This window comes from Pseudarthrobacter sp. R1 (genome assembly GCF_024494415.1).
GTDB lineage: Bacteria > Actinomycetota > Actinomycetes > Actinomycetales > Micrococcaceae > Arthrobacter.
Genome location: NZ_JAMKFI010000008.1, coordinates 845060 through 863931, shown reverse-complemented (window position 1 = coordinate 863931; position 18872 = coordinate 845060). Strand labels below are relative to the sequence as shown.

The 18872-nt window shown below is 65.6% G+C and carries 18 protein-coding genes; 3 read left to right on the top strand and 15 right to left on the bottom strand.

The annotated features are described in order from the left end of the window. Positions 1-118: 118 nt before the first annotated feature. From nagB to M8J71_RS14790, 7 genes are all read right to left on the bottom strand, one after another. On the bottom strand, positions 119-901 hold the full coding sequence (gene nagB / locus M8J71_RS14820) for a glucosamine-6-phosphate deaminase (protein ID WP_256248601.1): 783 nt from the start codon (positions 899-901) through the stop codon (positions 119-121). Positions 902-965: 64 nt separating this feature from the next. Beyond that, complete coding sequence (locus M8J71_RS14815; RefSeq protein WP_256248600.1) at positions 966-2537, bottom strand: transporter; 1572 nt, start codon at positions 2535-2537, stop codon at positions 966-968. Continuing rightward, positions 2519-3313 (bottom strand): ABC transporter ATP-binding protein, encoded by a 795-nt coding sequence (locus M8J71_RS14810; protein WP_163162522.1) that lies wholly within the window; start codon positions 3311-3313, stop codon positions 2519-2521. Before M8J71_RS14810 ends, M8J71_RS14815 begins: the two co-directional genes overlap by 19 nt. 136 nt (positions 3314-3449) lie before the next feature. Beyond that, positions 3450-3749, bottom strand: coding sequence for a DUF3253 domain-containing protein (locus M8J71_RS14805; RefSeq protein WP_256248599.1), 300 nt, complete (start codon positions 3747-3749; stop codon positions 3450-3452). A 14-nt stretch (positions 3750-3763) separates the two neighbouring features. Beyond that, complete coding sequence (locus tag M8J71_RS14800) at positions 3764-4861, bottom strand: NADH:flavin oxidoreductase/NADH oxidase (RefSeq protein WP_256248598.1); 1098 nt, start codon at positions 4859-4861, stop codon at positions 3764-3766. Beyond that, complete coding sequence (locus tag M8J71_RS14795; protein ID WP_256248597.1) at positions 4861-5853, bottom strand: tetratricopeptide repeat protein; 993 nt, start codon at positions 5851-5853, stop codon at positions 4861-4863. The genes M8J71_RS14800 and M8J71_RS14795 overlap by 1 nt, the downstream gene beginning before the upstream one ends. 53 nt (positions 5854-5906) lie before the next feature. Continuing rightward, complete coding sequence (locus M8J71_RS14790; protein ID WP_256248596.1) at positions 5907-7613, bottom strand: hypothetical protein; 1707 nt, start codon at positions 7611-7613, stop codon at positions 5907-5909. Positions 7614-7804: 191 nt separating this feature from the next. On the opposite strand from M8J71_RS14790, the gene M8J71_RS14785 reads away from it, so the two are divergent. Continuing rightward, positions 7805-9115 (top strand): AI-2E family transporter, encoded by a 1311-nt coding sequence (locus M8J71_RS14785; RefSeq protein WP_256248595.1) that lies wholly within the window; start codon positions 7805-7807, stop codon positions 9113-9115. A 37-nt stretch (positions 9116-9152) separates the two neighbouring features. On the opposite strand, the gene M8J71_RS14780 is transcribed toward M8J71_RS14785, so the two are convergent. Together M8J71_RS14780 and M8J71_RS14775 are read right to left on the bottom strand one after the other, a co-directional pair. Beyond that, entirely contained in the window at positions 9153-9953 is an 801-nt protein-coding gene (locus tag M8J71_RS14780) for an alpha/beta hydrolase (protein ID WP_256248594.1), read from the bottom strand. Between the two features lie 34 nt (positions 9954-9987). Then, a complete protein-coding gene (locus tag M8J71_RS14775; RefSeq protein WP_256248593.1) occupies positions 9988-10344 on the bottom strand; it encodes an ATP/GTP-binding protein in 357 nt (118 codons plus the stop codon). Between the two features lie 115 nt (positions 10345-10459). Here M8J71_RS14775 and nucS point away from each other — a divergent pair, with 115 nt between their 5' ends. Together nucS and M8J71_RS14765 are read left to right on the top strand one after the other, a co-directional pair. Continuing rightward, entirely contained in the window at positions 10460-11155 is a 696-nt protein-coding gene (gene nucS, locus M8J71_RS14770) for an endonuclease NucS (RefSeq protein ID WP_256248592.1), read from the top strand. Between the two features lie 325 nt (positions 11156-11480). Next, positions 11481-11684: a cold-shock protein gene (locus M8J71_RS14765; protein ID WP_011692441.1), complete on the top strand. Its 204-nt coding sequence runs from the start codon at positions 11481-11483 to the stop codon at positions 11682-11684. Between the two features lie 159 nt (positions 11685-11843). Here M8J71_RS14765 and M8J71_RS14760 read toward each other — a convergent pair whose 3' ends face one another. From M8J71_RS14760 to M8J71_RS14735, 6 genes are all read right to left on the bottom strand, one after another. Further along, complete coding sequence (locus tag M8J71_RS14760) at positions 11844-14456, bottom strand: bifunctional lysylphosphatidylglycerol flippase/synthetase MprF (protein WP_305479331.1); 2613 nt, start codon at positions 14454-14456, stop codon at positions 11844-11846. Further along, positions 14384-15694 (bottom strand): alpha/beta hydrolase, encoded by a 1311-nt coding sequence (locus M8J71_RS14755; RefSeq protein WP_256248590.1) that lies wholly within the window; start codon positions 15692-15694, stop codon positions 14384-14386. The genes M8J71_RS14760 and M8J71_RS14755 overlap by 73 nt, the downstream gene beginning before the upstream one ends. Positions 15695-15699: 5 nt before the next feature. Further along, positions 15700-16131: a DUF2550 domain-containing protein gene (locus tag M8J71_RS14750; protein WP_256248589.1), complete on the bottom strand. Its 432-nt coding sequence runs from the start codon at positions 16129-16131 to the stop codon at positions 15700-15702. Positions 16132-16141: 10 nt separating this feature from the next. Beyond that, on the bottom strand, positions 16142-16426 hold the full coding sequence (locus M8J71_RS14745) for a F0F1 ATP synthase subunit epsilon (RefSeq protein ID WP_256248588.1): 285 nt from the start codon (positions 16424-16426) through the stop codon (positions 16142-16144). Position 16427: 1 nt separating this feature from the next. Beyond that, complete coding sequence (atpD, locus tag M8J71_RS14740) at positions 16428-17882, bottom strand: F0F1 ATP synthase subunit beta (RefSeq protein ID WP_163162500.1); 1455 nt, start codon at positions 17880-17882, stop codon at positions 16428-16430. A gap of 84 nt (positions 17883-17966) precedes the next feature. Then, the gene (locus tag M8J71_RS14735) at positions 17967-18857 is read right to left on the bottom strand and encodes a F0F1 ATP synthase subunit gamma (protein WP_256248587.1); all 891 of its coding nucleotides are present in this window, start codon (positions 18855-18857) and stop codon (positions 17967-17969) included. Positions 18858-18872 lie beyond the last annotated feature (15 nt).

Sequence of the window (18872 nt, the reverse complement as noted above, 5' to 3'; positions counted from 1 at the left end):
TAGCCGTTCCGGCCGTGCGGCGTTCGACGGCGGCGCGTCCTCCGGAGGTGGGAAACAGCCGCCCGCCGCCTGCCGGCGTCGTACTTTTCCGCTGCCGGACCCGCCGGAAACCCTCCGGCTAGAGACCTTGCCAGGCGGGTTTGTTGTCATAGGTGTGCCGGTAGAAATCAGCCAGTTTCAATGCCGAGGCGGCAGCTTCGTCCAGCAGGACGGTGGCATGGGGATGGAACTGCAGCACGGACGCGGGACAGATCGCGGACACCGGACCTTCAACGAACTCGCGGACAGCCTGCGCCTTCTGTGCGCCGGTTGCCACGAGGATCACATGCCGGGCATCCATGATGGTCCCCAGCCCCTGGGTCAGGACGTGGTGCGGGACCTCCGCCAGGCTGCCAAAAAACCGGGCGTTGTCCCGGCGTGTCTGTTCGATGAGGCTCTTGATCCGGGTGCGGGAGGCGAACGAGGAGCCGGGCTCGTTGAACCCGATGTGGCCGTCGGTGCCCACGCCGAGGAGTTGCAGATCGATGCCGCCCGCTGCCGTGATGGATTCCTCGTAGGCACTGCAGGCCGCCAGGATGTCCGTTGCCGTACCGTCCGGTCCGTGGACGTTCTCCGGAGCGATGTTGACCCTGTTGGTGAACTCCCGCCGGATCACTTCCCGGTAGGACTCGGGGTGGCCCGCCGGCAGGCCCACGTACTCGTCGAGGGCAAAACCGGAGGCACGGCTGAAGTCCAGGCCGTCCCGCTCGTGGCGGGCAGCGAGTTCATCGTAGACGGGCAGCGGCGACGATCCGGTGGCCAGCCCCAGGACCGCGTTCGGCTTGCGCCGGAGGAGTTCCTCGATGGCGTCCGCGGCAAGTTTTCCGATCTGCTTGCTGCCGTTGAGGATGACTACTTCCATGCTGTTCCTTCCGGGGCCGTTCCAGCGGTTACGGGTGGCGGTCTAGAAGCCGGCGGTTGACGCGTCAGCGGTTCACGGTGACCTGGGCCAGCAGCTCAGGGCCGCGGCCGTCCAGCCATTTTCCGCCCAGCCTGACACCGGCCGCAAACAGGCCCATCCCCAACAGGAGCCCCACGGCCAGGTTCAGCCAGCCGAACAGGGCGTTTCCGGTCACCAGCTGGGCGATCAGGAGGGCCGCCTCCGGCAAAACCAGGACCAGCAGGACTCCCAGCCCGGCGAACTGGACTGCAAGGGTCTGGCCCACGTTTCCCGGGGGTTTCTTGAACGGGCTGTCACCCGGCAAGGGAACCGCCACCGTGTACCGGGCCGAGACCACGGAGGACAACCCCAGTCCCGTGAAGAGGATCCCCAGGCTCAGTCCCAACTGGCCGGGCAACGGGCCCCAGTCGCCGGTGAAGGCGGCTGATCCTGCGGCAAACACGAGTACCACCGGCAGCGCGAAGGCCAGGCACGCCAGGGCGCGGCCCAGCCTGTCGTCAACACCCCGGACCCCGCTGGCCAGGTGCAGCGCGAAGGCGGTGTTGTCATAGGACACATCAGCAGAGATGGACCACGCAAGGATGAACGCCGACAGCGGCGCCAGGAATGCCAGGGTGCTGAAGTCGCCGGCCTGGCTGCCCTGGAAGACAAGCACCACTGGAAGGAGCGGTATCACGATGAGCGATCCGGAGTACCGGGGGTCACGGAACCAGTAGGTGAGCGCCCTCGCCATCACAGCCCCGGCCGGAACAGCGGGCAACAACCCGAGCAGCCCCAGCTTTCCGCCTTTGCGCTTCCCGCTGCCTGAATACGGCGGGGTGACCAGGGCACGTTCCAAAAGCAGCTTCCAGCACCAGGCAAGGCCGGCCAGCACCGCAACGGAAAGGAGCAGCTTCAACGCCGCCTCGCCGGGCCGGCCGGCCGCGATGTCGCCGGCCAGGGACCACGGAGCTCCAAGTGGAGTCCACGACAACGTCCGGGCGAAGTCCGGCAGGAAGCCGGTGGAGGCGGTGATTCCCCGCCCCACTCCCGCCACGATCGGGCCCAGGAGGACGAGGGGCACCATAAACCCGACGGCACTGACATCCTTGAAGCGGCGGGACGACGCGAGGCTCACCGTTGCCGTGGTCACCACTTTGGACAGCACGATGCAGGTCAGGACACCCAGGCCCGCACCCACTAACGCTGCAAGCGCCGGCAGGACGCCCCGGGACCACGTCACCACCGTGGACAGTGCCACCAGCGCCGTGGCCAAACCCGGAATACCGATCAGTCCGCCCAGCGCCAGCCCGGCCAGCATCTGCTTCATGGGGACGGCGAAGGTGGTGAAGCGGGCCGGATCAAGGGTCATGTCCGTGGCAGAGGCCACCACCGGAATGATTCCCCAGCCCAGGACGGCCGCGGCGCCGCCCAGCACCACGGCTGTGTACACCAGCTCGAGTTCCGCCTGGCGAAGCAGGACGAGGACGACCACCAGCGTGGCGACGACACTGAGGGCATAAAGCCCTGCGAATGCCATGCCCACCAGCTGCCACGGGCTGCGCCGCAGGCCATTGCGCAGCAGGGTCAGTTTGAGCCTTAGAAGGTGCGCAACCATTCCAGCCCTTCCGTGTGGCTGCGGCCGCCCACCAGCTGGACGAACCGGTCTTCCAGGGAAACTCCGCCGCGCACCTCGTCCACGGTTCCTGCAGCCAGCAGCCTGCCGCCGGCCACTACTGCCACGTGGTCACACATGCGCTGCACCAGGTCCATCACGTGGCTGGAGACGATCACCGTTCCGCCGGACGCCACGTAGCTGTCCAGGATGGAGCGGATGTTGGAGGCGGAGACAGGATCGACGGCCTCGAAGGGCTCGTCCAGCACCAGCAGCCTCGGCGCGTGGATCAGGGCAGATGCCAGGGCGATCTTCTTGGTCATACCTGCCGAGTAGTCAACCACCAGCGTGCCGGCGTCCTGTGACAGGTCCAGGGCTGCCAGCAGCTCGCCCACGCGGCTGGCCACCACGTCCTTGTCCATTCCCCGCAGCAAGCCGGCGTAGGTGATGAGCTGTTCGCCGGTCAGCCGGTCAAACAGCCGTACGCCGTCCGGCAGGATCCCCATCAGCCGCTTGGCCTCCAGGGGCCGGGCCCAGACATCCACGCCGTGGACGACGGCGGTACCGAAGTCCGGCCGCAGCAGCCCGGTAGCCATCGACAGCGTGGTGGTCTTGCCGGCGCCGTTGGGGCCCACAATTCCAAAGAAGGAGCCCGCGGGGACGTCCAGGCTAATGCCGTCCACCGCGATCTTTTCGCCGAAGCGCTTGGCGAGTCCCCGGATGGACAGTGCGGCTACGGGACCGGCGGGCCGCGCCGGATCTGGTTGCTGAGCAGTCATGAAGCCAGACTAGCCCTCAGGGTGCGGCAGCGGGGTCCTCCTGCAGGAGTAGCGTCAAAGGAGTAGGGAGGCGTTCTGCCGGCGCGGCAGGACCGGCAAAAGCAACTGCCGGAACCGGCGAAGCGGATGCCGGTTGCTACCGCACCTTCCGGATCCGGATGGGCCCTTTTGCCGTGACGGGATCAACCACCGAACCGCCCTGGGTGATCTCCACCTCGCCGGCTTCAACCAGCCGCCGGGCGGCCCTGCGGGCAGGCTCCATCAGGCCGCGCCAATTCTCATCGCCCACAGCACGGGCAGCATCCGACGGGCAAATGGTGGACGTTGGAGCCCTGGCAGCCAGAAGGTCCAGGATGGTGGCTTCCAGCCGCCGGTCAATCCCGTCACCAGGAGCCTGCCCCTTGTTATCGCGGTTGTCGCGCTGCCCGTGAGCCATTATGTGCGCGGCTTTCAGAAGGTCCGCCGGGGCACGGCCCGCTCGTACTGCGGCGCCCATCTAATGTCATGGCCCAGCTCGAAGGCCGCCCGCAGCCACCAGTGCGGATCCCGCAGCGCCGCCCGGGCGATGAAGACGCCGTCGGCCTGCCCGGTGGCTATGGCATGTTCGGCCTGGCCGGCGGAGGTCAGGAGGCCTACAGTTCCGGTGGGCACCCCTGCGTCCCTTCGGATGGCAGCGGAGAAGCCCGTCTGGTAGCCGGGGCCTGCCTTGATCTGCTGATCGGCAACGGCTCCTCCGCTGGAAACATCCACGAGGTCCACGCCGTGCTGCGCTGCTTCGCGTGCCAGCCGCACCGAGGCCGCGAGGTCCACCCCGCCGTCGGCCCAGTCACTGGCGGAGATCCTCAGGAGCAGGGGCATTGAGTCCGGAATGACCGCCCGCACGGCGTCCACCACGGCAAGCATCAGGCGGTTCCGTCCCGCCTCATCCCCGCCCCAGGCGTCGGTCCGCGAGTTGATCAGCGGGCTCTGGAACTGGTGCAGGAGGTAGCCGTGCGCCCCGTGGATTTCCACCGTGTCGAAACCGGCATCAACGGCGCGGACAGCGGCGGCCGCGAAGTCGCTGATCACTCCGTCGATCTGCTCCCCGCTCATTACGGCGGGTTCGGCGTAGCCGTCAAACGCCGACGGCGAGGGCCCCGCCGTTGTCCACCCGCCGTCGGACTCCGGGACACTGCCGTGCTTGCCGGAGAAGGGCCAGTAGGTGGAGGCCTTTCGGCCCGCGTGGGCCAGCTGGACGCCGATTTTTGCCTCCGCCGCCCCGTGCCGGTGCACGAAGGACGTAACCCGCTGCCAGGCTTCGGCCTGGGCATCGTTGTAGAGACCGGCGTCGCGGGGGCTGATCATGCCTTCGTGGTTGACGGCGGCAGCCTCGGTGAGGATCAATGCCGCGCCGCCGGCGGCGAAGGAGCCCAGGTGCATCAGGTGCCAGTCGTTCGGAACGCCGGGCGCGGCGTCGGCCTCGCAACTGTACTGGCACATGGGCGATACCCAGCCGCGGTGCTGGAGCTCCAGTGAGCGGAGCTTCAGCGGCTCGAACAGGGCAGGCACTAGAAGAGCACCCTCGCGAGTGCCTGGCGGGCCTTTGCCACCCGCTCATCAGCGGCGCCCACCACATCGAAGAGCTCGAGCAGGCGGACCCGGGCGGCCTCGCGCTCCGGTCCGAAGTTCCTGCCAATGAAGCTGACCAGGCGGTTCAACGCATCGTCCACATGACCGCCGGCAACGTCCAGGTCAGCCACGGCAAACTGTGCCTCCAGGTTGTCCGGCTCATTGGCCGCCTGCGCGCGCAGTGCTTCGCTGTCCTGGGCCGAGAGCGGCTGGAGGCGCGCCATCAGCTCCACCTGGGCCAGCCCCGCCTTCGCCTCGTGGTCGGCGGGCATCTCGTTCAGTGCCTGCCGGTACGCATCTGCCGCTGCCGCATAATCGCCGGCTTCGATGGCGTCAAAAGCGGCCTGGTGCAGAGGCGGCAGCGGTGCAGGCTCCCCGTCCTGGGCAGCCCCGCCGCCAAGGCTTCCGGTCACGCCGTTTGCCGCCGCGACCTTTAGCAGTTCGTCAAAAAGGCTCCGGACCTGCTGTTCGTCGGCACCGCCCTGGAACAGCGGCACCGGCTGGCCCTTGAGTACCGCAACGGCGGTAGGAACGGCCTGCACCTGGAACGCCTGGGCCAGCTGCGGGAACGCTTCGATGTCGGCGGCGCCGAGAACCAGCCTGCCGCCATAGCTGCTCACCACGCGTTCCAGGACGTCCAGCATGGTTGATGACTCGGGTGAGTAGGAAGCCCAAAGAGCGAAAACCACGGGCACCTGTGCGGACAACTCCACCAGTTGCTGGAAGTTGCCTTCGGTCACGTTGACCATCAGTTCAGGAGCGCCGGGAGCGGCGCCGGGCTGGGCTCCAGCGGGTGCTTCCGTTCCCGTAGGCGGCGCGGCGGGGGACGGGGCGGCCGGGCGCTGCTTCAGGGAGGAAAGGTCGACGGCGCCGCGCAGGTTAAGCAGGTTGGCAGCGGCAGGAGGGACTGGGCGGGAAGCTGGCGAACTCATGCTTTCCACTCTAGCCACTCCGGCCGCTGCCGGGGGTAATGCAGGTATGGCGGCTACTTGAAGCTGGCGCCCACCAGGCCGCGGGTGGCAGCCACAAGCTTCATGGGATCGGTGGAGCCCGCCGGCGGAACGTATACCGCGACGGACTCGGCGAAGTTCAGGACCATGCCGGTGGTGGTTTCCTTGCCGCCGGCGAGGGCCGCGGCATCGTCACCGATGGTGAGCTTGTCACCGGCAGCCTTCGGCGTTCCCTCGAAGCCGAAGTTGATCCGGCCCAGGACCAGCGCACCGCCGTCGGCAGTCCGGAACACCACAGTGCTTTCGGGAACCACCTTGTGGGTGAAGGAGAAGTTTCCGTTCTCGCCTGCCTTGACCACCTCGGCCTGGTAGGACAGCGTGTCCGCGATGTACGGCGAGGACTCACCCTCCACCAGTTTGTCCTTGAAAGCCGATTCGGCGGAGGTGAGGCGGTCGGCGAGGCCGGACATGGCCTCTTCGGCGCTGTACAGCAGCCCGGTCTTGTCAGCGGCAGCAAGCGTTTCCGTACCGTCACGGTTGATGGTGGGGAAGGTGGTGCCCGGCTGCAGCGGATTCGTCTCCACCAGCTTGTAATTCTCGCGCGGAGAAGCCTGGACGAGCGTCAGCAGCTGCGGCACAACGTTGCCCTCGCCCTGGGTCACGGCAAGGACGGAGCGGGGCCACGCGCGGTTGCTGGTGACCACGGTGGTGAGGAGCTTGGTGGAACGCACGGGCATGCGTGCCTCGTAGGATCCAACCTGCGAGCGGATTTTGTAGTTCTGGGTCCGGACTTCAAGTTCTGTACCGCCCACGCGGTCGGCCAGCTTTGCCGCATCCTTTGCTGCGTCGCCGGCGTCCGCTGCACTGGAGACCTGCTCCAGGATGCGGCGGAACTGGGCATCCAACAGCACTGGCGAACCGGACGGCTCCTGCGCTGCAGGCGAGGCCGCTGATGACGAACCCGGGGAAGGCGCCGGCGAAGTGGCGTTTGCGGCGGCGCCGGTTCCGGCCACTACGGCTGCAGCCACGACGCCCGCGGCAACCATGGTCACCCGAGAGGACGAGCGTGCCTCAGTCCTGGCGCGGGCGCGCTGGGCAAAGCCGCTGCCCTCGCCGTCGCCGTCGCCGTTGCGCTTGCGGAGGGAAAGCAGGGCAAGGACGATCCCGCCGATGATCAGCAGCGAGCCCAGCACCATCAGCGGGATGGCCCACGGGGTGGAGGTATCGTTCGGGAACGTCATGGAGATGGAGGCCGGAGCAGGCTGGGTCCCGTCCGAGGCCAGCAGGAGCGTCCAGTCGCCATCAGCAGGCGGCGTCCAGGAATATTCCAGCTGGCCGCTGGCGTTCTCCGTGGAAACCCAAAGATCGGAGCCGGCGGGGCTGGGTGTAGTGGCTTCACCGTCGGCGTATTCCACCTGAAGCGCCTTGCCGTCCTCGGATACCCCCGTGACGGTGTTGTGGGCGGTCTGGCCTACCCAGGCGTCCACGTCGTCGGGACGCCCTGACGCGAGCAGGAAGTTGCCGTCGCCCTCAATGTTGATCTTCACGGTTCCGCCATGCAGGGTGCGCAGGTTCCCGTCTATGACGGTCAGCGGCGCCGCCTCGGAATCGGCGGGCGCAGAGGCCGTGAAAGTCTCGGACGGGGCCCAGATGGTTCTCTGGCCGATGCCGGCCAGCAGTGTCAGGAGGCCGAGCAGCACGAGTGCGACTGCAGTCTTTAAACGCAAGGGAACACCTATCATCAGCGGGGGTTTACCTTCAATAGTAACGGTTTGGTTACCGGAGCCTTGGTTCCGGAGCCGGATACACATCGTCCGCCGCTTCCGTCAGCGTCCCCTCAGCGGGTGTTGACAAGGCTGCTGATAGTGTTTGCGATGATCATCACACCGGCCCGCACCAGCGGCGCCACGCATCGAACAGGCCCTAAATTCCAGTGACTGACAAGACGGACGAGTCCTCCGCGGCACACGAGAATCCGGCGGGTGCTGAGCCTTCGGCACACGCTTCGCAGGACCCTGTACCGGTGCGCCGAAAGGGGGCCGCGGCGGCAGCCCTCGGCCTGGTGGTCCGCCGCCTCCGCCAGCCGCTGCCGGGGGCCCAGCCAAGGCTCCGCTTCGAAATGCCGCCGGAGTACTCGCACCAGGACAACCAGGTTGGCCGCGAGCCCGGCGAGGTAGAGCCCCAGTTCGGTGATCCCGGGCCCAGGATGTCACCGCAGCATCCCCTCTACATGGGTTTTATGGGCACAGTCGGCGTGGGGCTGGCCCTGCTCGTCTACTGGATCGGATCCAACACCACGCAACTGCTGTTGTGGATTGTTGCGGCGTTGTTCATTGCCCTTGGGCTCGAGCCTGTTGTGGGCTGGCTGGAGAGCCGGAAGATCCCCCGCCCGGCAGGAATCCTGGTGTCCGTTACCGTGCTGGTGAGTGCCGTCGTCGGATTTTTCGCCACCCTGATCCCCACGATCGTTGAGCAGGTAACGGAGATTGTCCAGCAGGCGCCCATCTGGGTGCGGGACTTCATTGATTCCGAGTTCTTCCGCAGCCTTGATGACCAGTTCGGCGTCCGTGACCGGCTCACCGAGGAACTGGACAAGTTCGTTAATGATCCCGCTGCTGTGGGCGGAATCTTCGGCGGCGTGGTGAGCTTCGGGTCAACAGTTGCCAACGGCCTGTTCGGCACCCTGATTGTCCTGGTGCTGAGCCTGTATTTCCTGGCCGCCCTGCCGGCGATGAAAAAGTGGGGCTACCGGCTGGCGCCGCGTTCCCGCCGGGCCCGGGTGGAGGCTTTGTCCGACGAGATCACCCGTTCCGTGGGCAATTATGTGATTGGGCAGGCCTGCGTGGCACTGCTTAATGCCACCTTTGCCTTTATCGTAATGTCCATCGTGGGGATCCCCTTCGCCCTTTTGCTGGCGTTTGTGGTGGCGCTGCTCGCCTTCATCCCCCTGGTCGGCGGGCTGATTGCCGGAGTACTGGTAGTCCTCATCGCACTGACCGAAGGCTGGCAGACCGCCGCTGTTTACGCCGTGTGCTACTTCGCCTACCTGCAGTTCGAGGCCTACTTCATCTCCCCGCGCATCATGCAGAAGGCCGTGGCGGTGCCGGGAGCGGTGGCAGTCATTTCCGTGATCGCCGGCGGCAGCCTGCTGGGTGTCCTCGGCGCACTGATCGCCATTCCCACGGCGGCCGCTGTCCTGCTGCTGATCCGGGAAATCTACATCGTGCGGCAGGACAAGCACTGACCCGAGGGCCTGTTGTTCCGCACCTGGTCATTCCGGCCTAGGCCGGCGCCGTGGCCACCGGGCCGTCCCATTCCTGCGGCAGGCCGGTACCCCCGGCGCCAGTTTCAGTGACCTCTTCCACAATCTCGTTCAGCACGCGCCCCGCGTACTTCTCCCCCACCCACAGGTGCTTCGCGCCCTTGACACCCACCACGCGCGCCTGGGGCACCAGGCTGAAGCGCCCTGCGGCGGCGTCCGGCTGCAGATAGTCATCGTGCTCAGGCACCAGCACCTTGAGCGGTTTTCCGGACTGCGCCCACTGCAGCAGGTGCGCATCCTTGGCCCGGTGCAGCGGAGGGGACAGCAGCACGGCGCCTTCGATCTGCGAGGCGACGGGCTCCGTTGCCCCGTACATCAGGGCAAGTTCGGTGCCGAAGGACCAGCCCACCAGCCACCGGTTGGGCAGCCCGCGTTCGACCGCGAAGCGGACCGCCGCCTCCACGTCGTGCCGCTCCCCGACACCCTCCTCGAAGGCCCCCGTACTGGTACCCCGCGGGGATTCGGTACCGCGGGTGTTGAACCGCAGCACCGCGATGCCGGCGAGCGCGGGCAGCCGGTAGGAGGCCTTGCGGTAAACATGTGAATCCATGAAGCCACCGTGAGTGGGCAGCGGGTGAAGGGTGATCAGCGTGGCCTTCACCGGCCCGGACTCCGGCAGTGCCAGTTCGCCCACCAGGGTGTGGCCGTCCGCCGTCTGCAGCTCCACGTTTTCGCGCCGGGCCGGCAGGACAGTGGCGGCCCTGATGGGAGCGGGACCGGTGGACTGGCTGAATTCGAACGACGCCGGATCAAAAGTCATGCCTGCCAGCTTAGCGACAGCTGCGGCCGGCCCCCTACCGGTAGCGGTAACTGCGGGTCATCCAGCAATTGGTATGCCAGTGGCGCCGTTCCGCCAGCCCCGCGGCAGCGCCGAAGAGGTGGTCGTCCTTCCAGACCACCAGGTGCGCTACCCCTGGCAGCACCGCAGTGGAACACTCCGGGCAGATGTAGGTCTTTTCGGCGTTCCTGGCCGTCATGGTGCGGACCATCCACTCGCCGTCCGGAGCGCTTTCCCGCCGGGCGATGCCCGCCCGCGCACGTTCCAGGTCAAGCTCAGGGACCTCGCCGTTTCCCTTCTTTCCGGCCGCCCTGCCCGAACCGGCCCCGGCTTTTCCGGACACGGGACGGCGGGGACGGTTGGAACGCGGCATGCATCCATTCTGCCCCAGCACCAGCCTCCGCCGGTGCTGCCGGGGCGGGAACCACTCCGCCTGGCGGCCCTGCCCGGGGCAGAGGGGTGCGGCACCAGGCGGTAGTCTGTACGGCGTGCGACTTGTCATAGCCCGATGCTCTGTTGATTACGTTGGCCGGCTCAAAGCCCATCTTCCCCTTGCCACCAGGCTCCTGCTGGTCAAGGCGGACGGCTCTGTCCTGGTCCACTCCGACGGCGGCTCCTACAAGCCGCTCAACTGGATGAGCCCGCCGGCAACGCTGCGCGTCTCTTCCCCCGAGGACGTGGACCTGGAACTGGGCGTCATCGAGCAGTGGACAGTGCAATCCGCCAAGACGGACGACCGGCTCATCATCAACATCCACGAGAAACTCAGTGAGTCCTCCCATGACCTCGGCGTGGATCCCGGCCTGATCAAGGACGGTGTTGAGGCGGATCTGCAGCGGCTCCTCGCGGAGCAGATCGAAACGCTCGGTGAGGGCTACTCCCTCATCCGCCGCGAGTACTTCACGGCCATCGGACCGGTGGACATCCTGGCGCGCGACGCGGGCGGCGCCACCGTGGCCATTGAGCTCAAGCGCCGTGGCGACATCGACGGCGTGGAGCAGCTCACCCGGTACCTTGAACTGCTGAACCGCGATCCACTGCTGGCGCCCGTCCGGGGCATCTTCGCCGCGCAGCAGATCAAGCCGCAGGCCAAGGTCCTGGCGAACGACCGCGGGATCGATTGCGTCACCCTTGATTACGACGCGATGCGCGGCGTGGACGACAGCGAGTCCCGCCTCTTTTGACGGAGGCTGTCCCGGCCGCTCCCGAACCGTGCCGCTGCGCCTTGAATCTGCCCCAATTCGGCTCTGACAAGGCATTTAACCTTCTTTTTACCCAAAATTTAACCGTTTCTCCACGCAAACCGTTGACCTCCGCGGGGTAGCGTGAAATTCTTATCTCAGTCTTTGTGTAGGTGTTTTTCATGCTCGCAAGACATGTTGCGAGCGCGAAGCTCCTGCAGCGCCGGTCCCTTTCCGGGACGGGCAATCCAGGATTCTTCTCGCGGAGTGACCAAGGCCGGCACGAGGTGTGCCGATCTTAAACAAGTTCCACAATGAGGAGAAATAAATGGCACAGGGAACCGTCAAGTGGTTCAACGCTGAAAAGGGCTTCGGCTTCATTACCCCGGATGACTCCGATGGTGATGTCTTCGTGCACTACTCGGAGATCCAGACCGGTGGCTTCAAGACCCTCGACGAGAACCAGCGTGTTCAGTTCGAAATCGGTCAGGGCGCCAAGGGCCCGCAGGCCACCGGCGTAACGCTGGTCTAGTCCCCGCAGTGCGGCCGCGAAATGCGGCCGGCAGCGAAACAATGGTCCCCGGCAATTATGCCGGGGATCATTTTTGTTGAATTCCAGATTCCGTCCCCGGGCATCACCACGCCGCCTTGTTCGGCCGGCGCGCATATTGTTGGTGCTAATTGGAAGAGTTCACTTCACCAATTTGCGCACCAGGCGCGCGCCTTGCGGAAGGGAAAGCCCGGGCAGGTAGGCACGTGTTAATGCGCGGCCAATAGCGGGCAAGTGCAGCGGGTCCTGGTAATACAGGTAAAGGGCGCGATACTCCGGCTTGAAGCGCGACTTGAATGCCGCCAGGGACCGGAATCCGTACACCGGTTCCAGGGCATGGCCCACGAGGTCGAGGATGCGGACCAGGTTATCCGCCCGGTCCTCCCGGCCGGAACCACCGCCGGTTCCGGGTACGCTTGCCAGCGGAGAGCCGGAGAGGGAAATGACCTCAACGGAAGTACGCAGCTCGAGTACCGCCGAGGCGATGAGGAACTCCATCACCCCCGGGAATCCCTCGGCACCCCGGCGCATGACGTCAAGGGTCCGGCTGACCAGGGTCCCGCCGTCGTACACGGGCAGCCAGCTGGTCACTCCGTGGACGGTGCCGTGTTCGTCAACGGCGAGGCAGCACAGGACCTCCGGGTCATCGAGCTCATCGATGCCGCCGAGGGTAAAGCCCATTTCGGGGACCGTTTTTCCTGCAGCCCATTCCTCGGAGACTTCACTCAGCCGGGAGCGCAGCGCCGCGGGCAGCGACTCGTAGGATCCCCAGACGGCCCTGACGCCCAGCTTCGCGGCACGGTTCAACGCCGTGCGGACGTTCTGCCATTCCTTGCCCTTGAATTCGAGTTCGCGAATTGCCAGCCGTGTCTCCTGCGCCACCGCCACGCGGGAAAATCCGCGCTCCTCAAGCATGGGCCAGAGCGTGTCGTCGCAGGAGTAGAGGGCCGGAATCATTGCCTGGCGGCTGCAGTGGGCCAAAAACCCGGTGGTAACGTCCTGCTGGCCTTGCGCTGGACCGAAAGGTCCACCCAGTGTCAGCGCCACGCTGCCGTGCCGCTGGAAAGCCACCGCACCCTTGCCGTCCGGACTGAACCAGTAGCTGTTGGGTTCCCAGAGCGCCATCCAGGACAGCGGTCCGCCGCCCTGGTGCAGCAGCCTGCGTGCCTGGATCCTGTCCTGCCGTCCGGAATCGTTGCCATGGTGTCCGCCCAGCAGCGCCCACCATACGGCCGCCAGCGCAACCACCCAGAACACCGGTCCTGAGTAGGCAAAAAGGACAGCCTCCACACTGTTTCTGTCGGCGAAGACGCGGTGGTAGTGCTGCGGGATGGGAACCGGTACGTACTGCCGGGCCAGCTCCGCGAACAGGCCCAGCAGGCCGCCGTCGCGCGTTAGTCCGCCCGACAAGAACCAGGCGGCCGCGTACGTTCCGGCAAGGACAAGCCACGTTCCTCCCACCAGCAGAGCCAGCGTCCGCCGCGCGGAAGGAAGCGTCTGCACGCGGAACTGCCGCCGGTTGAACCACAGGAGCGCTGCCAGCAGCAGGGGTACGCCAACCAGCGGAAGCACGTGGGCAAAGGCAGTTCCCATCGGCGGGGCGGACGGGCCCTGCAGCCGGGACGGCACCAGGGCGAACAGTGCCAGGTAGACGGCGGCCAGCGCCGTGACGGCAAGCTGGATGGCGAGCGCGATGTTCAACGCAAGCCGCCGGCCGCGGCGCATTCCGTCTGCACAGATCAGCAGCAGGACCACCGGAACCACAGCAAGCGCAAGTCCGAATGGCCCCGCAAACCCTGCCCTGCCGGCTTCGAGGCAGGATGCTTCCACAGTGGCACCGCAGTTGAAAGCCAATTGGCTGAGCGTGGGCATGGGGTTCAGGACAACGTCGCGCAGAAGAGCCAGCGGGCCGGTAGGCGCCCGCGCAATTCCCGTGAGGATCGGACCCACGGCGAAGACGGCGACGGTGAGGGCAAGGAGGTTCCGGGTCTCCCGGCCGGTGGACCGGTGCCGGTGCAGGTGGCCGTGGTCGCCCTGGATCCACCACCCCGCCAGGAGTCCCAGGACGGCACCGAGCAGTCCGATCACCGTCTCCGCATGCCCAACGTAGAGAACCAGCAGGAGCGAGATGGACAGCACGCCTGTCCGCAACCGTCGCTGCCACAGAACCGGCAACCTGCCGCTGGCACCAAGGGCCGCCGTCAGGATTGCCGGGTAGGGGCCGATCAGGATGTCGTCGGCCATACGGTCCAGCCACCCGTCACCCGCGTAGCCTGCGAGCTGGGTCAGCAGCAGGAAAAGCGTGACGGCAGCAAACTGGCCGCCGAAGAAAAACCCCACCGCTGCTGGTGTTCCCATCCTGCGCTCGGCAAGGCCCAGCAGCAGGAGGATCATCAGGGACGCGGCAAGATAGGCCAACGGGTTGGTGGCGAAGAAAAGGCTGGTGAACAGGGACCACCAGTTGCCGGCACGCAGGCCCGGTCCGCTCACTCCTGCCACGTGCAGCAACTGCTCTGGCGGCCCAGCGAGGTAGCTGCCGGTGATTGCCCCGGTTACAAGAAACACCGCAAGCACAGCGACGGAGAACGGCATCGATTTCAGGGCGGCGACGACCCGGTCCCGTGCCGGTCGTCCCACTGTTGTCCAAGCCAGGGATGTTGTGCGGACCTGCTTCACGGAAGTCACTGTTGAAGTCCCCACCTGTCGGCAAGGAACTGCAGCGCATCGGCGATCCGCTTCGAGGACGTGTCCCATGAGTGTCCGGTGTTTTCCACCTCGTGCGCCCGCACGGTGAAGCCGGCCTCCCGTGCGGCTGCGGCCAGGGTGTGCAGGTACGCCACGAATTCCGGGTCGTCCTGTCCTGCTGTCAGGTACACCGCGCTGGACTCGAAGCGGCGCTCTTTCATGATGGCAAGGGGCGTCTGCCGCTCAAACGCGTCCGGGTCCCCCGGGAAGGCGGCGTCGATGGTTTTCTGCCGCTCCTTGGCGATGGCCGGCTCGGCTTCCCCGGAAAAGGAGAGGACGGAGGGAAACAGGCCGGGGTGCCGCGTTCCCATTTGCAGGGCGCAGGTGCCGCCGAAGGAAAATCCGCCGATGGCCCACTGGTTGTGGTTCGTGTCAACGGCAAGGGTGGAGCTGATCCACTGGGGCACATCCCGCGACAGGTAGGTATCGGCCTTGGCTATCCGGCTGTCCATGCACATCGTGTTCGCGGATTGCGAGCCGTTCGGGTCCGGCACCACCACCACCGGGGCAATGCCGCCATGGGAAGCGGCGAAGGAATCCATGTGGGCTTGCAGGGTGCCGCCCGTAAGCCAGTCGGCAGGCCCGCCCGGCTGGCCGGCCACCAGGACCAGCACGGGAAGGGCGGGGCGGTTTTCCGCGAAGTAGGCGGGCGGAAGATAGATATATGCTTCGCGGGTGTCCATTCCGGACAGGACGGCGGGGATGACAGCCTTCCGGAGCACTCCCCCATCCGGCATGTCACCTTGCGGTGCCCACCCTGGGAGGGGAACGCCGTCGGCCTCCCCCGGCTGCCGCTTGAGGTCCGCCTCGAGGGCCGGGATCCGGGCCAGCGCCGTGCCCAACAGGTCGCTTACCGTGCGGTTAAGCCCGAAGTACGCGTTGATCTGGACGGATGAAAGGGCTGCCACCAGAAGCACGGCCACCAGGCCGGCTGCGCCGCGGTTCCAACTGCTCCGGGGCAGCCGGAGCAAGAGCAGGATCAGGGCTGCGACGCCGGGCACCACCCACAGCAGGACCGGATCCGGAATGTTCTCCGGGAATACGGAAAAAACGTTGATAAGCGCCCAGTGGACGGTGGCCACCAGCGCGTAGGCCGCGGCGGCAGCGGCGAGGGCGCGGACGAACCAGCGGCGGCCGCGGATATGAGGGGGCGGAGCCAGGAGATACACGGCACCGGCAACGCCCAGGGCAAAGGAAAGCCAATACACCGGGCCGTCGGTGATCCGGAGGTCGTAGAGCCAGTCCACGCGGGCTAGCGCCAGGTACCAATGCCGATAACCGGCCCGGCTTCAAGCCAGGACGAGAGGCCGGCATAGGCGTCAAATTTCATGGCAACGCGAAGGTCCTGCCCCTCGTACCGCAATTCGACAATCACGACGTCGGGCTGGACCTTGACTGCCTCGGCTTCGGTGGGCTTGCGGCGGCCCAGCAGTTCTAGCGAGTGCCGCTTGAACTTGTGTTTGGGCCTGACGCTCAACGAGAGCAGCCGGAACCACTCAAGGTCGTTGTCCTGATAACGACAAACCCCCATCTGCCAGCTGTTTCCAGCCATGCAAATGGAGGCGTCCACCGTGCCGAGGGCACGCCGCAGATTGAAGCGGCGCACCCCCGAAAGGCACAGTGCAAAGATCAGCAATCCAAAAGTGATTGCCATGGCGATGAACGGAAGACTCGGTGCGTCCATCAAATTGGTGCTAGCGGATCCCAGCGGTAGCCGAGCCGCCCAGGTGGGCGTTGTCAGCAACAATAACCACGCGGTTGTTGTCCACGGAGAAGAATCCGCCGTCAACATCTACGGCAATACGGTCACCGGACACCGGCTGGATGGCCAGTTCACCCTCGGCCAGGATCGCCAGCAGGGGCGAGTGGCCGGGCAGGATTCCGATTTCACCATCGCTGGTGCGGGCCTTGACCATCTTGGCCGCTCCGGACCAGATGAACCGGTCCGCTGCGACAATCTCAACCTCAAGCTCAGCCATATTACTTGGTCTGTTCCTGGATCTTGGCCCACTGGCGCTCAACGTCATCGAGGCCGCCGACGTTGAAGAACGCCTGCTCCGCGATGTGGTCAAGGTCGCCGTCGCAGATGGCGGTGAAGCCTTCGACGGTGTCCTTGATGGAAACCGTGGAACCCTCGACGCCGGTGAACTGCTTGGCCGTGTAGGTGTTCTGCGAGAGGAACTGCTGGATGCGGCGCGCACGCGACACAACAATCTTGTCCTCTTCAGACAGTTCGTCAACACCAAGGATGGCGATGATGTCCTGGAGTTCCTTGTTCTTCTGCAGGATCTGCTTCACACGGACAGCCGTGTTGTAGTGGTCCTTGCCGATGTACTGGGGATCCAGGATGCGTGAGGTCGACGTCAGCGGGTCAACTGCCGGGTACAGACCACGGGAGGCGATTTCACGGGACAGTTCCGTGGTCGCGTCGAGGTGTGCGAAGGTGGTTGCCGGTGCCGGGTCGGTGTAGTCATCTGCGGGAACGTAGATGGCCTGCATCGAGGTGATGGAGTGGCCCTTGGTGGAGGTAATGCGCTCCTGCAGGAGACCCATCTCATCTGCCAGGTTGGGCTGGTAGCCCACAGCCGAAGGCATGCGGCCGAGGAGGGTGGAAACCTCGGAACCTGCCTGGGTGAACCGGAAGATGTTGTCGATGAAGAGCAGCACGTCCTGGTTCTGCACATCGCGGAAGTACTCCGCCATGGTCAGTGCGGACAGCGCCACGCGCAGGCGCGTTCCCGGCGGCTCATCCATTTGGCCGAATACAAGGGCGGTGTCCTTGAGGACGCCTGCCTCTTCCATTTCAACCCAGAGGTCGTTACCTTCACGGGTACGCTCGCCCACACCGGCGAACACGGAAGTACCACCGAAGTTGCGGGCAACACGGGTGATCATTTCCTGGATCAGAACGGTCTTGCCCACGCCGGCGCCGCCGAACAGGCCGATCTTTCCACCCTTGATGTACGGGGTGAGGAGGTCGATGACCTTGATGCCGGTTTCCAGCATCTCGGTGGAGCCTTCAAGGGACGCGAAGCTCGGGGCCTTGCGGTGGATAGGCCAGCGTTCGCTGATCTGCAGCTCGGCCTCGGTAACGTCCAGGGGCTGGCCCAGGACGTTGAAGATGTGGCCCTTGACGCCGTCGCCAACGGGTACGGAAATGGGGGCACCGCTGTCCACCACGGACGTTCCGCGGACAAGTCCGTCGGTGGCCTGGAGGGAGATGGCGCGCACGAGGTTGTCGCCCAGGTGCTGGGAGGTCTCGAATGTGATGGTCTTGGTGACTCCGTTGAGGGTGATCTCGGTAGTCAGGGCGTTGTAGATGGACGGGATTGCGTCAGCCGGGAATTCGACGTCGACAACCGGGCCGATTACGCGCGCAATGCGGCCGGTAGCACCGGACGTTGCGGCTACGTGTTCGGTAGCAGTGGCAGTCATCTCTCTCACTTCACTCAGTAGATGGCGTGGGTTTAAGTTTATCTGTGGTGGTGCAGGTCCAGCGGAAACCGAAGGTGGTGCAGGCTAGGACGCAAGGGCGTCGGCGCCGGCAACAATCTCGGAAAGCTCCTGCGTAATTTCAGCCTGGCGGGCCGTGTTGCGCAGACGCGTGTACTTCTTGATGAGGTCCGTGGCATTGTCGCCTGCGGACTTCATGGCACGCTGGCGGGCAGCGAGCTCGGAAGCCGCTGCCTGCAGCATGGCCGCGAAGATGCGTGACTCGATGTAGCGCGGCAGCAGAGCGTCAAGAACCCGCTCGGTTTCCGGCTCGAACTCGTACAGCGGCAACAGGTCCGACTCAGAAGCGGCCTGCTCTTCCACTACTTCCAGCGGAAGCAGGCGGATGACCGTGGGCTCCTGGGTGACCATGGACTTGAAGCGGGTGTACACCACGTGGATTTCGTCCACGCCGCCCTCTTCAAAGTCGGTTGCGAAATCGGCCAGCAGTGCTTCACCGATCTCGCGCGCGGTTGTGAACTCGGGTGCGTCGGTCCCACCGGTCCAGACCCGTGAATACTCACGGTTCCGGAACTCGAAGTAGGCCTGCGCCTTGCGTCCGACGAGGTACGTCTTGACTTCCTTGCCTTCAGCGTGGAGCAGCTCGTTGAGACCCTCCACCTGCTTGAGCACGCTTGCCGAGTAGGATCCGGCCAGGCCACGGTCCGAGGTGATTACCAGGACGGCGGCGCGGCGGATCTGCTCCGGCTCAGTGGTCAGCGGGTGGTCGATTTCGCTTTGGCTGGCGACAGCAGAAACGGCGCGCGTGATCGCGTTCGCGTAAGGCAGTGAAGCTGCTACGCGCGCACGGGCCTTGCCAATGCGCGAGGTAGCGATCAGTTCCATCGCCTTGAAGATCTTGCGCATCGACGTGGTCGAGCTGATCTTCTGGCGGTAGACCCGAATCTGGGCTCCCATACTTATCCTTTCCTA